General features: G+C 54.5%; 14 protein-coding genes. 3 read left to right on the top strand and 11 right to left on the bottom strand.

The features are described from left to right. The first annotated feature begins 387 nt into the window (after positions 1–387). A complete protein-coding gene (locus NST69_RS05455; RefSeq protein WP_036727744.1) occupies positions 388–1,392 on the top strand; it encodes a substrate-binding domain-containing protein in 1,005 nt (334 codons plus the stop codon). Positions 1,393–1,623: 231 nt separating this feature from the next. Further along, complete coding sequence (locus NST69_RS05450; protein WP_155991588.1) at positions 1,624–2,166, top strand: hypothetical protein; 543 nt, start codon at positions 1,624–1,626, stop codon at positions 2,164–2,166. A gap of 64 nt (positions 2,167–2,230) precedes the next feature. Here NST69_RS05450 and NST69_RS05445 read toward each other — a convergent pair whose 3' ends face one another. The 11 genes from NST69_RS05445 to NST69_RS05395 all read right to left on the bottom strand — a co-directional run bounded on the left by NST69_RS05445 (position 2,231) and on the right by NST69_RS05395 (position 13,143). Beyond that, positions 2,231–3,223: a patatin-like phospholipase family protein gene (locus NST69_RS05445; RefSeq protein ID WP_051478238.1), complete on the bottom strand. Its 993-nt coding sequence runs from the start codon at positions 3,221–3,223 to the stop codon at positions 2,231–2,233. An 83-nt stretch (positions 3,224–3,306) separates the two neighbouring features. Continuing rightward, positions 3,307–4,647, bottom strand: a complete 1,341-nt coding sequence (locus NST69_RS05440; RefSeq protein WP_036727742.1) for an LLM class flavin-dependent oxidoreductase — start codon at positions 4,645–4,647, stop codon at positions 3,307–3,309. A 55-nt stretch (positions 4,648–4,702) separates the two neighbouring features. Then, complete coding sequence (locus tag NST69_RS05435) at positions 4,703–5,227, bottom strand: DinB family protein (protein ID WP_051478195.1); 525 nt, start codon at positions 5,225–5,227, stop codon at positions 4,703–4,705. A 377-nt stretch (positions 5,228–5,604) separates the two neighbouring features. Next, the gene (gene solA / locus NST69_RS05430; protein WP_036727951.1) at positions 5,605–6,762 is read right to left on the bottom strand and encodes an N-methyl-L-tryptophan oxidase; all 1,158 of its coding nucleotides are present in this window, start codon (positions 6,760–6,762) and stop codon (positions 5,605–5,607) included. Further along, positions 6,755–7,954 carry an amidohydrolase gene (locus tag NST69_RS05425; RefSeq protein ID WP_340978891.1) on the bottom strand — a complete coding sequence of 400 codons (1,200 nt, stop codon included), beginning with the start codon at positions 7,952–7,954 and terminating at the stop codon, positions 6,755–6,757. The genes solA and NST69_RS05425 overlap by 8 nt, the downstream gene beginning before the upstream one ends. Beyond that, the gene (locus tag NST69_RS05420) at positions 7,951–8,973 is read right to left on the bottom strand and encodes an LLM class flavin-dependent oxidoreductase (protein WP_340978889.1); all 1,023 of its coding nucleotides are present in this window, start codon (positions 8,971–8,973) and stop codon (positions 7,951–7,953) included. The genes NST69_RS05425 and NST69_RS05420 overlap by 4 nt, the downstream gene beginning before the upstream one ends. An 11-nt stretch (positions 8,974–8,984) precedes the next feature. Beyond that, a complete protein-coding gene (locus tag NST69_RS05415; RefSeq protein ID WP_340978887.1) occupies positions 8,985–9,737 on the bottom strand; it encodes an amino acid ABC transporter ATP-binding protein in 753 nt (250 codons plus the stop codon). Beyond that, entirely contained in the window at positions 9,734–10,444 is a 711-nt protein-coding gene (locus NST69_RS05410; protein ID WP_209874845.1) for an amino acid ABC transporter permease, read from the bottom strand. Before NST69_RS05410 ends, NST69_RS05415 begins: the two co-directional genes overlap by 4 nt. Next, complete coding sequence (locus tag NST69_RS05405) at positions 10,444–11,226, bottom strand: amino acid ABC transporter permease (protein ID WP_340978884.1); 783 nt, start codon at positions 11,224–11,226, stop codon at positions 10,444–10,446. The genes NST69_RS05410 and NST69_RS05405 overlap by 1 nt, the downstream gene beginning before the upstream one ends. 34 nt (positions 11,227–11,260) lie before the next feature. After that, positions 11,261–12,133 (bottom strand): transporter substrate-binding domain-containing protein, encoded by an 873-nt coding sequence (locus NST69_RS05400; protein WP_340978882.1) that lies wholly within the window; start codon positions 12,131–12,133, stop codon positions 11,261–11,263. A gap of 122 nt (positions 12,134–12,255) precedes the next feature. Further along, positions 12,256–13,143, bottom strand: coding sequence for a LysR family transcriptional regulator (locus tag NST69_RS05395; protein ID WP_036727730.1), 888 nt, complete (start codon positions 13,141–13,143; stop codon positions 12,256–12,258). 275 nt (positions 13,144–13,418) lie between these two features. Here NST69_RS05395 and NST69_RS05390 point away from each other — a divergent pair, with 275 nt between their 5' ends. Beyond that, entirely contained in the window at positions 13,419–13,973 is a 555-nt protein-coding gene (locus NST69_RS05390) for a GNAT family N-acetyltransferase (protein WP_036727729.1), read from the top strand. Positions 13,974–13,984: the final 11 nt, after the last annotated feature.

Below are 13,984 nucleotides of genomic sequence, written 5' to 3'. Positions count from 1 at the left end.
TGTTGAGAATACATGTTGCTGAAAGACTGAATAAGGATGTTAGGTTTTGCGAAGGTATCGAAGGAATAATAGATTTCAAGGAATCCTATTATTTTTCACGTAAACGTTTACTCAAATAGGCAAAGAACATCCCCTTATTAAGGTCTTTCCCTCCTCCTCCAAAAAATTCTTGGTGTAAATTTATACGTTTACTTGAATGTAAGTTATGTATTTTTGTACCTACAATCCTAAATTCCCATGACGTAAACGCTTACCATAAAAGTTATCTCGTTTATTTTTCCTTGTCAATGCTTATTTTACAGAATGTTTAATTTCAGTTGACAAAGAAAAAGCAAGGACTTATATTTTCAGTAAGCGTTTACTGCTAAACGACAGGTAGGAGAGTCCATGAATCCCACAATTAAAGATGTTGCCCAAAAGGCGAACGTATCCATTGCCACCGTCTCACGGGTTCTGCATAACTTAGGCGGATATTCAGATAAAACGAAGCAAAAGGTAGACCAGACCATCAAAGAGCTTAAATATCAGCCGAACGCTATCGCCCGCGGACTGATTAACAAGCGCACCCAAACCATCGGCGTATTATTTCCTGATGTGTCGAGCACCTTCTCCTCCGATCTGCTCCACGGAATCGGCGAATTCGTCCATGACCGCAATTACAGTGTGATAGTCTGTAATACCGATCAGGACGGCAAACGTACGCTGAAGTATTTGCAGCTTCTGCGCGAGAAGCAGGTTGACGGGGTTATTTTTTCCAGTGAAGTGCTCAAGCAAGAGTACTATGACATGCTGGAGAGCATGAACGTTCCAGTGGTGCTGGTCTCTTCCCAAACGGATTATGCCAATGTACCTTATGTGAAGGTTGATGATTATCAGGCGGCCTATGACGCTGTCCATTATCTGATCACCAAAGGCCACCGCAGCATCGGCATGATCAGCGGCACCAAGGGCGATCCCATCGCCGGAACTCCACGGGTCGAAGGATACCGCAAAGCGCTGGAAGCACAAGGCATCGCCTTTGATAGCCGTTACCTCGTGTATGGGGACTTTTCCTACGAAAGCGGCTGCAGAGCCATGGAATCCCTGTTACGGAGAACACCTGAGGTTACTGCTGTCTTCGCGGCCAGTGACGAAATGGCGATTGGTGCCCTTTCGGTCGTTACGAAGCATGGAATGAACGTGCCTGAAGATATCTCCATCATGGGATACGATGATCTCCGGTTAGCCCGGATGGTCAATCCGCCATTGACTACGGTGCGCCAGCCGCTGTATGACATTGGAATGCTCGCTTCCGAGAAGCTGATCGGCATGATTGAAACGGGGGAGCCTGCGGAGAGTCTAATCTGTGCCCACTCCATTGTGGAAAGACAAACCGTTCGGGCAATTACCTGAACAGGGACGCATAACTGTTCTTCCTGAATCCAAAAAGGTTGCTCCTAACGCCATAATGGCAGAAGGAACAACCTTTTTCTGTGCTATTGCTATTTTAAATTGTATCCCTTTCAAGGATGTCCTAAATTGCATCGACCTAGAAAAGATACGTTTTTACCATTATTTGTAACTTATCCTAGGCATTCGCATAGATATATTCTATAACTATTTCAATGCCAAGGAGCGATTCTGTTGGAAAATCAAATGTTGTCCCCGCAAACCTGCAATTCAGAGACTGTTGGCCTGCCGCCGCAGTCTAATCCCAGCCCGCCGTTCATCCCAATTCCCCCAACCCCCGAAACCTTGTGTACAAACACCTGGGTGTATATCTGGACGAATACCAATGTGGGAAATCTCTGGGTTTATGTTCAGCGGGTCATTCAAGGCAAACGAAACACCTTAACCGGCTGCGCCTTGTTCCAGGATTGGAGCGGCAGGCACTATTATCAACAAGTCACCGTGGACTTGGCTTATATTACGATGTATGTATGCCATTCGCCGGCCTCTGACTCCATGGGGCTTTCCCCTGACAGCGCATCTTCAGGAGCATTACCATCCGGTAAACCCTTAGTCAAGCTATGCCTGTACCAACAGTTCCCGGTAGGCAATTTCGTCTATGAACTTACTCCGCTCAATACAACATGTCCAACACGGCCTGGGGATGAACGAATTCTTAAGGGCTCCATTATTATCCCTTACGATCCTGCGATGCCGGTTACGGGCGAGTTCAAATAAATTCACTAATAAGAGGGAGCACGCTCTAAGCCGAATAGGTGCCAAGAGCTTGCTCCCTTTTCCATCAATGGTAGAGTACTGAATCCTCCTGCGCGGACTGCGGTTCATCGCTGTAATAGGCTGGAACCGGTGAGGTGGCGTTCTTGTCCCGAAATTTATGTTTATAAGCTTCAAAATCCCATGTGCTCAGAAACTTCTCTGCTGCTGTGTGGCCCGAGGTCAGTAAGAACTGCTTATCCGCATCCGTCAAATCAAATTTGGTCGTCGTCACCTCCCGGGTTGGGATGAAGACGGTCCGTTCTTCCGCATGCTCATCTACATGACGCTGATCGTGTGCTTGGAGCATCGTTTTGAACATGCCTTTTAATAAAGAGACAGGACCGTTGATATCCAGGGTCTGGGCATACGTGCGTTTCTCCGACAGGCGGAAGCCAAAGGTTGGCCACCGCGGAACCCCCTCTACATCAAACAGCCAGATGGGATAGTTGCTCAGCATTCCTCCATCCAGCATGTAATACGGCTTCGGGATAAGCGGTGTATGCCACTGATAGGGTTTGAAGAAGAGCGGCAAGGTTGTACTCATTCTTACAGCCGCAGCAATCGGGAAGGTGGTTGATGACAGCCCGTAATGCGGGAGATCTCTGGGGAAAATAACCATTTTTCCGTTACTGATGTTCGATGCTATAATGGACAGCTTGCCTTCCGGCAGATCGCCGAATGTCTCTACACCCCTGCGCTTCAGCCAATCACTCATCACCCCCTCAAGAACATGGTTGCTGTAGATCCCCGAATTCAGGAGCAGCGGAAGGGCTTTGTTCAGCAGCGGTACATTGTTCAACCCTGTCTTGCCCAAGAGCTTCACATAATCGAGCGAATGCATCAGCTCCCTGATCTCTGCACTATTGTAGCCTGCCGCCAGCAGCGCCGCCACAATCGCTCCCGCCGAAGTCCCCGCCAGCTTGTTCCAGCTGTACCCCTTACGCTCCATTACCTCAATCGCACCGACAAAAGCAATACCTTTGACACCGCCGCCCTCAAATACAGCGTCTGCCTTCATAACCATCCATCCCCCTCCATCCGAATTATGACCGGGTACAATTGTTGCTGCACCTTATTCTTTGCGAGAGGGAAAGTTCTGATTCACAGCGGCTGCCCAGCCGGTTCAGAAGCCTTTGTATAACGGTTCTCCGGAACCGGAAGTCCGAGATTGCCCCGCAGCGTATCACTTTCGTATTCGGTGCGGAAAAGCCCGCGCTCCTGGAGAATTGGAACGACCTGATCAACAAATTCCTCCAGCCCGTTCGGTACGGCGGCCGCCAGCATGAAGCCGTCGGCGGCTCCGCCCTCGAACCAGGCCTGAAGCTGATCGGCCACCTGCTCTGGTGTACCTATGAAGCTGCTGCGCGGCGTTGCCGATTGCAGGGCAACCTGGCGCAGGGTTAAGCCCTGCTCTCTGGCATCCTTTTTGATTTTGTCCGTGCCGCTCTGGAAGCTGTTTCGGCCCAGATCACCGACATCCGGGAATGGCTCATCCAGCGGATACTGCGAGAAATCATGATGCTCGAAGAAGCGGCCCAGATAGTTCAGCGCATTCTCAATCGTCACCAGCCCGGCAACCTCCTGGTATTTGCGCTCCGCTTCCTCCGGGGTAGCCCCAAGAATAGGTGCTATTCCCGGGAAGATCAGCACTTCATCGGGATTGCGCCCGAAGGAGGCAACACGGCTTTTCACATCCTTATAGAATTCCTGCGCGGACTCCAGCGAGTCATGACCCGTGAAGATGGCATCCGCCACGCTGGAGGCATAATCTTTGCCGACTTCAGAGGAACCTGCCTGGAAAATAACCGGCTGCCCCTGCTTCGAGCGGGCGATATTGAGCGGTCCCTTCACTGAGAAGAATTCACCCTGGTGATCGAGCGTATGCATTTTCTGCGGATCAAAGAAGACGCCCGTGTCCTTATTGCGGACAAACGCGTCGTCCTCCCAGGAATCCCACAGCCCGCGTGCCACCTCCAAATATTCGGCGGCAATACGGTAGCGTTTGCCATGGTCCGGATGCTCCTGCTTGCTGTAATTGAGCGCAGAGCCTTCGAGCGGCGAGGTCACCACATTCCATCCGGCCCGTCCGCCGCTGATGACATCCAGTGAGCCGAATTGCCGGGCTACCGTGAACGGTTCACTGTAGGAGGTAGATAAGGTACCTACCAGACCGATGCGGCTGCTGACTGCCGCCAGCGCACTGAGAATCGTCAGCGGCTCGAAGCGGTTCAGGAAATGAGGGATCGACTTCTCATTGATGAACAGACCGTCTGCAATGAAAATCAGGTCCAGCTTGCCTTCCTCCGCTTTGCGTACCCATTCCTTGTATAGCTCGAAGTTCACACTGGCATCAGGCTGCGCATCGGGATGACGCCACATGGAGGTACTGCCTCCAACGCCGTGCAGCAGGGCCCCCAGCTTCAATTGTCTTGGTTTCGTCATATTCATTCCTCCTCGAATTGGTATTCAGTCCGCTTGGTTCCTCATGAAAATATTCTTACAGGGCCGCTTGCTGCGAAGCTTGAGCGGCTGATGCAGCTGGTGCAGCTTGACTTGCCTGCGCTCCCCGCTTCACTCGTTCAATCTGGGCCAAATGCCGCTCTACATGTGCAGTGAATCCGCGGACAATATCGGTGATACGCACCGTTTCGCCCTTAAAGTTAATTCCGCTTTTCTCCCATTCTGCGGGACTCAGCCTTCCCAGCAGCAGACTGTTGTAATGCAGCAGGCTGCGGAACAGCTCCAGGCTGTCAGCGGCTTGCCCCTGATTACTATGCTGACCACTGACCCATGCGTCCTGCTGGAATGCCGGGAGCTGAACCTTCGTATCCGCCAGAATATCGCGGATGCGGAAGGAGACTACAATGCTGTGATCCGCTAAATGGGCCAGCACCTCGGTCACGCTCCAGCTTGACGGCTCCGCCTTCCACCTCAGCTGCTCATCCGATAAGCCTCTGGTTGCCTGCACTAATTGCTCGTGCGTGTTCAAGTAGCTGGCTAGCTCCACACTCACACTACTCATTGCGATTCCCTCCAATATAGGTTTGAATTATCGTTGTTACCCGCTGATGGGATATGCTTAATTGCACTTTGTACATCTAAAACGTCTGATTTCCAACCCATTATCTGTTTAATTGTAGTTCGTACAATTAAAAATCCATTTGCTTCAGATATTCACCGATTCGGGCAGATTTAGTTGTACAGGCTACACTTATACGATGCACGTAAGTCTTTTCGCTGTTTTTAAGTGTACCTTCTACAACTATCCCTGAATGGAGGTGTGTTACGCCTAGCCAAACGCCCATGAAACGCATAAGAACAACAACTCCGGCCTGGGAAGGGCTCTCCGAAGGGGAATCGCTCCACTTCCTCGGTCCTCCAGGTATCATCGCTCGCCCTCTACGATTTCAAATCAGATCTGCTGCTATTGAAGCGTGACAACGAGAATGGAGCTATATTCTGCCTGGTATGTCCCTGAACAGCCATGTCCGCGAGAATCTCTCCGACCGCGCTGGAGAATTTGAAGCCATGTCCAGAGAAGCCTCCGGCCAGCAGCACATGGCTGTGAGAAGGATGGCGGTCGATGATGAAATCCTCATCCGGCGTATGCTCATATTTACAGACGGAGCCCTTAAGCAGACGCCCGGCTGCTCCAGGCATATACGCTTCGAGAACCCGGCGGAGGTCGCCTTCATCACTCTCCAGGCTGCCGAACGGCTGCAGCGGTTCGCCGGGCTTCCATTCTTCGCCTGTATCATGGCGGCCGATCTTCAGTCCCGCCCCGCTGATACTGGGAAAACCGTAGAACCCGCCTTCCTCTGCACCCAGCGTGAAGCCGGGGAACCTCCCGGTCTCGAAGTCCGGCGTACTCCCAAACCAGCCTACTACCTTTCGTACCGCCTTAATCGGCAAGTTGACGAAGGGCGACAATGAACTGAACCAGGCCCCGGCGCTAAGTATAGCAGCGGCTCCGTGGTAATCCCCCTGCTTCGTCTGGACTGTGACACTTCCTTCGCGGGCCGTCACCTTCAGCACAGGAGTATTCGTCAGCAGCTCCGCACCGTGATCCAGCGCAAGCTGCCGGTAAGCGGTAATGCACCGCTCACTGTAGAGATAACCGGCATCCGGCTCATACATCGCCTCGAAGGATTCGGGGAGGTTCAGGGCTGGCCAGCGGCGGCAGATTTCCTCGGCATCCAGCTGCTCAGCCCGGACCTTCCGCTTCCGCGCCTCTTCCAGACGTCCGGCGAAGGAATACACCTTGCTGTCTGCCAGATTGAGCACGCCGGACGGAGCCAGCAGCTTGAGGCCGCTCTCTGCCTCCGCCTCTTCCCATAGCACCTGGGCACGGAGCGCCAGGTCAATATAGGCCGGATCGCCGCTGTAAGCGTGCCGGATCAGCCGGGTCTCCCCGTGATGGCTTCCTTCCGTATGCGGTGGATCGAAGGCATCGATCAGCAGGATCTTCACCCCGCGCCGGGCCAGATGATAGCCTGCGCTCATGCCCATGGAGCCTGCACCAACAATAATCACATCATATACGGGAGGGTCAGCGATGATCTGCACCCCCTTTAGCCGAGAGATGCTCAAGTACACGTACCGCCAGATCGCTGAAGAATTCTGCACCTACAGGCAGCGCTGCTTCGTCCAGATCGAAGGCGGGATGATGCCATTCCCGGCTTCCGGCGGTGCCGGTGAAGACAAATAAACCGGGAACCGCCCGCTGATAGAAGGCGAAATCCTCCCCGGCCGGTGACGGCACCGGCTGCACAGAGGTATAGCCCAGCTTCGCCGCCGTCTCTTCTCCAAGCCGGGCCAGCAGCGCATCGTTGATGACCGGCGGCGGACCGCCGATCCAGCGCACGCTGGCTTCAGCGCCGAGAGCGGCAGCCACACCTTTCACTATATCTTCGAACCGTTTCAGCACCCTGCCGCGCACCGCTTCATCGAAGGAACGGATCGTCCCCTCCAGCACCGCCGTGTCCGGGATGATGTTCCACGAATTTCCGCTGTGGATCTGCGTGACGCTGATTACGGCGCTATCCAGACTGCCCACATTCCGGCTGATGATGGATTGCAGCGCCGTTACAATATGCGAGGCGGCGACAATAGGATCAATCCCGGCCTCCGGCACGGCTGCATGGGTACCAAAGCCCCGGATACTGACTGCGAAGCCGTCTGCGGCCGCCATCAGCGGACCGGCCTTGATGCCAAGGGTCCCTACCGGCAGATCCGGCTTATTGTGCATACCGATCACTGCGCGCACCTGCTCCAGCCCGCCGGCAGCGATGATCTGCTGTGCCCCCTTCGCTTTCTCCTCGGCAGGCTGGAACAGGAAGCGAACCGTTCCGCTCAAGGCGCTCTCCTGCTCCTTGAGCTGATACACAGCTCCAAGCAGCGCCGCCGTATGGAAGTCATGTCCGCAGGCATGCATTCTGCCCGGATACAGCGAGGCATAGGGCAGCCCGGTCTCCTCCTGGATCGGCAGGGCATCAATATCTGCCCGCAGCGCAACCACCGGTCCGCCCTGCTGGCCGCCTACTTCGGCAATGACTCCGGTCTTCAGACCGTAATCTACGATCTTCACCCCCGCCTGCTTCAGTAGCGATGTGATGTACGCGGTAGTCTCAACCTCTTCCCCTGACAGCTCCGGGTGCCGGTGCAGATGACGCCTGATTTCAACCAGCCGCTCCTTGAACGCCAGTGAATGCACTTCACGGGCAGCGGATTCTGCCGCTGTACTGGTCATAGTGAAGCCCCTGCAATAGCCCCGGAGAGCGCCTCACTCAGCAGCTCGAAGGAACGCTGCCGCTTCTCGAAGGGCTGCACGTTAGTAGTGACGATGAACTCCTCTACGCCGGAAGCTTCAGCTAAAGCCAGAAGCTGCTCACGGACCGTCTCCTTCGTCCCCTTGGTAATCTCAGGCTCCCGCTCCTCCAGCGTGTACGCTTCCTCACTCTGGCGGGTGAACTCCTCGGCCTGCTCCCGGCTGGCCAGAGTCAGGGTCTTGCCGCTGGCGAAGCGGATGCGGATCAGCTTATGCGCTCCAGCCAATTCCTTGGCCTCCTCTTCCGTATCAGCCACGATAACAGCCAGCGCAATAATCACCTGCGGCTCCTGCCCGCCGCTTCGATTGAAGCCGTTGCGGTAAGCCCGCACCGCCTCTAAGGCAACGGCCTGATCGCCGCCGATGAACAGGGAGAACACGTATGGCAAGCCTAGGCTGGCCGCGATCTCGGCGCTGGCGACACTGGCGCCAAGCACATACAGCTCCGGCGGGGTTGCGGGGAGCGGTCCTGCCTTCAGCCCGTGCAGCGGATGCTCCGCCTCCAGCCGGTTATGCACATATTTCTCCAGCTCCGTGATTTTGTCCGTTAATGAAGCGGCTTCCCCGCCTCCCTGCTGCAAGGCCTGTGTGCTGCGCGGCAGGCCGCCGGGAGCGCGTCCTACCCCCAAGTCCACCCGTCCCGGAGCCAGCGAAGCCAGCACGTTGAAATTCTCAGCCACCTTGTAGGGGCTGTAGTGCTGAAGCATAATTCCGCCAGAGCCGATGCGAATACGCTCCGTCCTAGCCAGCAGGTGCGAGATGAGCACTTCAGGAGAAGATCCGGCTACCTGCTCAGAATCATGATGCTCGGATACCCAGAAGCGGCGGAAGCCGAGGCGTTCCGATAGCTGCGCCAGCCTGATCGTATGTGCAAAAGCCTCTTCCGGTGTCTCCCCCGGATAGATCGGGCTTTGGTCGAGTACGCTGATTGTAATTGCCATAGATATGCCTCCTAGATGGAATAGTTCAGCTCCGGCGTAATCCGCTTCAGGAACTGCTTCGTTCGTTCTTCACGCGGGTGGTTGAATACTTCCGTGGGCGTGCCCTCCTCGACAATCACACCGCCGTCCATGAAAACCACATGATTTGCCACATCGCGGGCAAACCCCATTTCATGCGTCACCACAATCATCGTGATGCCTTCCTTGGCGATCTTGCGGATCACCGCAAGCACTTCGCCCACCAGCTCCGGGTCCAGTGCCGAGGTCGGTTCATCGAACAGAATCACTTCCGGCTCCAGCGCCAGCGCCCGGGCAATGCCGACGCGCTGCTGCTGCCCGCCGGAGAGCTGGCTCGGATAGGCATTCAGCTTGCTGCCAAGCCCGACCTTTTCCAGCAGTGCGATGCTCTTCTCTCTCGCCGCCTCCTTTGGCAGCTTCTTGACGATTAGGAGGCCTTCCATCACATTCTCCAGCGCGGTTTTGTGCCGGAACAGATTGTACTGCTGGAAGACCATCGCCGTCTTTTGCCGGAGCTGGTGGATATCCTTCTTGCGGGCGTGCCGGAAGTCCAGCTTGAAGTCCCCGATGGAAATTTCGCCTCCGCTGGGCTTCTCCAGCACATTCACACAGCGCAGCAGCGTGGTTTTGCCGGATCCGCTGGGACCGAGAATGACCACCACCTCGCCCCTCAACACCTCCAGATCAATATGGTTCAGCACCTGATGGCGCCCGAACGACTTCGATAGCTGTGTCAGCTTAATCATGCGACTCCCCCCCGGTTATACAGATTGATCCGTCTTTCAATGACGGCAGTTGCCCGCTCAATGAGGAACGTCAGTCCCCAGAAGATCAGCGCCGCCGCCAGGTAAGCCTCGAAGAACTTCCAGTTGGTCGAAGCGACAATCTGCGCCTGGGCATTGATATCCACCACCGATACGGTAAAAGCCAGCGTAGACCCGTGCAGCATCCCGATCACAGAATTCGACAGATTCGGCAGGCTCGCCGCCAGCGCCTGGGGGAACACAATCCGCCGCAGCGCCTGAGGCGTGCTCATTCCGATGGAATGGGCCGCTTCGAGCTGACCTCGATCCACCGCGAGCAGACCGGAGCGCACCACCTCGGACATATAGGCACCCGCCGTAATGGAGAAAGAAATATAGGCGAAGCCGATCATCGGTATCGATACCGAGCGGAAGCTCCAGCCGAACTGTGCAGCAAGCCCGTCGATAATCATCGGCAGTCCGAAATAGATCAGCAGCAGATGCGTCAGCATCGGGGTGCCGCGTATGAACGTGACATACCCTACGGCCAGCGGATACAGCCCGGGGACTCTATAAATCCGGATCAGGGCCACGACCGTACCGATCACGAAGCCTGCCAACACCGACACAACCGTGATATACAGCGTCGTAGGAATGGCTCCCAGAATTTGCAGAAACGCCGTCCAGATAAAAGATGGGTCCAGCTTCATTACGCACCGCCTCCTTTACCCGCTCCCACATCCGCGACAATTGTGCGGTAGGACGCTTTTCGCTGAAGAGTGAACCGCTTCTTGGCCGGACTGTCCTGGGCTTCATGCCTGAGCAGACGTTTCTCCGCAACCAACAGCAGCTTTTCAATCGTAAAACTGATCACAAGATAGATAAGAGCAAGTGCAATATACGTCTCAATGAAATGCTGGGTCGCACTGCCCAGGGTCTGGGCCTTGCCCGTCATCTCCATCACTCCCAGCGTGAACGCCAGCGAAGTATCCTTCAGCAGCGCTATGAGCAGGTTCGAAAAGACAGGAATCGCAATTCCCAGCGCCTGCGGCAGCACAATACGGGTAAAAGCCTGGTACGAGGTCATCCCCGTAGCATAAGCCGCTTCCACTTGGCCCTTATCGACTGCTGTCACTGATGCGCGGATCATCTCCGACATGAAAGCCCCTGTGTGCAGACCGTAGGTCAGAATCACGAACACCAGCACCGGCGTCCGCGTCATATCCAGATTCACCAGCTTCAGCACCTCAGGCAGACCGTAATAGAACAGGAATAACTGAATGAGAATCGGCGTCCCCCGAAAAAAAGAAATGTACACCTCAGCGCAGGTCTTCAGGACCGGCACCTTATACAGGCGGGGAAGCGCAATGATAAATCCGACAATCATTCCTGCCAGCAGCGAGCAGGCTACGATCAGCAGCGTGGTACTCAGCGTAGTCAGCAGCTTGGGCAGGAACGAGAAGACAAAACCTAGATCAAACGGTGCACCCATCCTGCACCTCCTTTCCGCTGTACGGGCCTGCGCATTATTGAACCGATGAGGTGGTAACGTCCGCCCCCAGCCACTGTGTGCTTATTTTGCCAAGTGTGCCGTCTGTCTTCAGCTCCTTGACCACTCCGTCAATGGCCTCCGACAGCTTCTGCGAAGGGGCATCATCCTTGCGCAGCACATATAGAATATCAGCAGAGGACAGCTCGGGACCCACCGCCTGCAGCTTGCTCTGCGGGTCAATGATCGGCAATACGAAATCCGCAGCAAGGGTAGCATCCACCCGGCCCGAATCAATCTGGTTGACCGTATCGTTGGCGGCACCGTTCTGATAGACAATTTTGATCGAATCCGCACCGTGCTCCTTGTTATAGTTCTCAAGAATTTGCGCTTGCGCGCTGGTGGCGCCGGTCAGTACCTTCTTCCCTTGCAGATCGTCCAGTGTCTGGATCGAGGTATTGCCTTTCGCTACAACGATGCGGTTTCTCCAGTGGGCATAAGCTTCCTTGTTAAAAGCGTACTTTTGCTCCCGTTCCGGGTTCTTCTCCATAACATGGGCTACCAGGTCAATCTTCTTCGTCTCAAGGCTAAGCAGCAGATTGCTGAAATCCATTGTCTGGAATTCAAACTCATACTCCGGCAGGCGCTTGTCAATCTCCTTCAGCAGTTCAACATCGAACCCGGTAAGCTTGCCGTTCTCATCGATGAAGCAGACATTGGGAAAAGCTGTCCCGGTGCCGACTACGATCTTGGTCACCTTAGCCGGATCGGCGGCAGCAGCCGTGGACTCCGAACTATTCGGAGATGCTGCCTCCGCTACCTTGCCGCTATTAGCGCTGTTATTATTGCCGCAGCCAGCGATCAGCAGTGTTAGTACAAGTGTGGATGCGAACGAAATGGTCTTGTTCATCTCTCAAACCCCTTTTCAATTTAGATAATCCCTATCTGTTTAGTGGTGATTATATGCAATTAACTTTATCACTGCATGCTGCCATGCGCTAATAGAGTTTCTTAATATGGTTATTCAAGAAGTCAATTCAGCTTGCTCAACGTCCCCGTCCCCAGCTCCAGCAGGGTGTCCAGGAACTCCGCGTTCTCCCCGTTCAGCGAGATCAGGTGGGTCCGGAGGGAGATGCCTTCGGTCTCCGTGATATCCACCCTTACCAGCGTTCCCGCCTCTACCTCCTCCTGCACACTCAAGGCTGGAAGGAAGCAGATTCCCGCTTGCTTCAGCACCAGTTTCTTGGCGGTCTCCAGGTTATCCACCTGATAGACAATGCCCGGCGGACGCTCCATGCTCTCGAATACCCGGTGCAGACGCATCCAGTCCAGCGAGCCGCATTCGAAGAATACGAGGGTCTCGTCAGAGATCTCCCGGATCGAAGCGCGGCCCTTGCGGGCCAGCGGATGACCGGCATACACATACAGCGAGATCGGGTCTTCACAGAAGGGGAACGACTGGATGGCCGGATTCACTACCTTGCGGATAAAAGCGAGATCGATCTCCTTCGCCTTCAGCTTCTCAATTAATACTTCCGTAGGAGCAGTCGTCAGCTTCATACGGATGTGGGGATACCGCTGCTTCAAATGCAGCAGCAGACGGGGCATCAGATAATTGGAGACCGATACTGTGCTGCCGATTCTCAGCTCGCCGGGGATTTGGCCTTTGGATTGAATCTGATGCCTCCCGTTCTGATAGACCTGCAGAATTTGCTGCGCATAGGGGAGGAACTGGCGGCCTTTATCCGTCAGGTTAATTTGCTTGCCCAGCCGGTCGAATACCTTGCAGTCCAGCTCCCGTTCCAGCGACTGGATACGGGCAGTCACTGTCGGCTGCGAGATATAGAGCACATCTGCCGCTTTGTTGAAGCTGCCATAGTGGTTGATGTAGACAAAAGCTTCAATATTCTCGATGTTCAAGCGTAGTCCCCCTCCGCATTTTATAATTTTTACTATTCCAATCGTTTAACAATGAATTAGATCCGCACTTTCCTATAGAATTTGTTTATATCTTAGTCACCGGCCCTTTTTTTGTCAACAGACTTATTGTGTAGCATACGGCCATAACCATTACATTGATCACAATTACAGATAGAACTTTTCTATCCATTAATCAAAATCATTAAATCCCTCTTATACTCATCGGATTTATAGATTATAATAACAAAACACCATCACCGGACAGGAGGCACCAGATGAATCACTCAGCAGAAATTGTAATCCGTGAAGCTGCAGCTTCCGATCGTGAAGCCATTGCCAGGGTCTTGCTTGAAGCTTACAGCGAATATGCAGCCGTGCTGCCCGGGCCGTTCTGGGCGGAGTACCGGGATTCCATTCTCGGCTCGGTTCATGGCGATGCACCCGTCTCCCGGATTGTAGCGGAGCTGGACGGACAAATTGTAGGGAGCGTGCTGCTGTTCACCTCCTCAGAGGCTGCTTATGGCAGGCCGGAGCTGGGTATCCATACACCGATCATCCGTCTGCTGGCTGTATCTCCGGCAGTCCGGGGACGCGGGGTGGCCAGACTTCTGATCCGTGAAGCCGCAGGAAGGTCCATTGCACTGGGGGCAGCCAGCCTGAACCTGCATACTTCAGATATGATGGCCTCGGCGATCAGGCTCTATGAGAGACTGGGCTTCAAGCGGGCTTATGAGACGGATCTGAAGAACGGGGATACTCTGGTCAAAGGCTACCGCCTGGAGCTGCAAGCCCCGCCCGGTCTGCAGAGCAAAAAAACCTCCACAGCCTGAGCGGGGAGGTT

This window comes from Paenibacillus sp. FSL P2-0089 (assembly GCF_038595095.1).
GTDB classification, from domain to species: Bacteria; Bacillota; Bacilli; order Paenibacillales; family Paenibacillaceae; genus Paenibacillus_AQ; species Paenibacillus_AQ silagei.
Note: the sequence above shows the minus strand (reverse complement) of the source record. Positions and strands in the feature narration are given on the sequence as shown.

Coding starts and splice junctions, on each gene's coding strand:
- NST69_RS05415 (WP_340978887.1), bottom strand. CDS start 9,737: ATGATTAAGCTGACACAGCTATCGAAGTCGTTCGGGCGCCATCAGGTG.
- NST69_RS05400 (WP_340978882.1), bottom strand. CDS start 12,133: ATGAACAAGACCATTTCGTTCGCATCCACACTTGTACTAACACTGCTG.
- NST69_RS05405 (WP_340978884.1), bottom strand. CDS start 11,226: ATGGGTGCACCGTTTGATCTAGGTTTTGTCTTCTCGTTCCTGCCCAAG.
- NST69_RS05440 (WP_036727742.1), bottom strand. CDS start 4,647: ATGACGAAACCAAGACAATTGAAGCTGGGGGCCCTGCTGCACGGCGTT.
- NST69_RS05455 (WP_036727744.1), top strand. CDS start 388: ATGAATCCCACAATTAAAGATGTTGCCCAAAAGGCGAACGTATCCATT.
- NST69_RS05390 (WP_036727729.1), top strand. CDS start 13,419: ATGAATCACTCAGCAGAAATTGTAATCCGTGAAGCTGCAGCTTCCGAT.
- NST69_RS05445 (WP_051478238.1), bottom strand. CDS start 3,223: ATGAAGGCAGACGCTGTATTTGAGGGCGGCGGTGTCAAAGGTATTGCT.
- NST69_RS05425 (WP_340978891.1), bottom strand. CDS start 7,954: ATGACCAGTACAGCGGCAGAATCCGCTGCCCGTGAAGTGCATTCACTG.
- NST69_RS05420 (WP_340978889.1), bottom strand. CDS start 8,973: ATGGCAATTACAATCAGCGTACTCGACCAAAGCCCGATCTATCCGGGG.
- NST69_RS05435 (WP_051478195.1), bottom strand. CDS start 5,227: ATGAGTAGTGTGAGTGTGGAGCTAGCCAGCTACTTGAACACGCACGAG.
- NST69_RS05410 (WP_209874845.1), bottom strand. CDS start 10,444: ATGAAGCTGGACCCATCTTTTATCTGGACGGCGTTTCTGCAAATTCTG.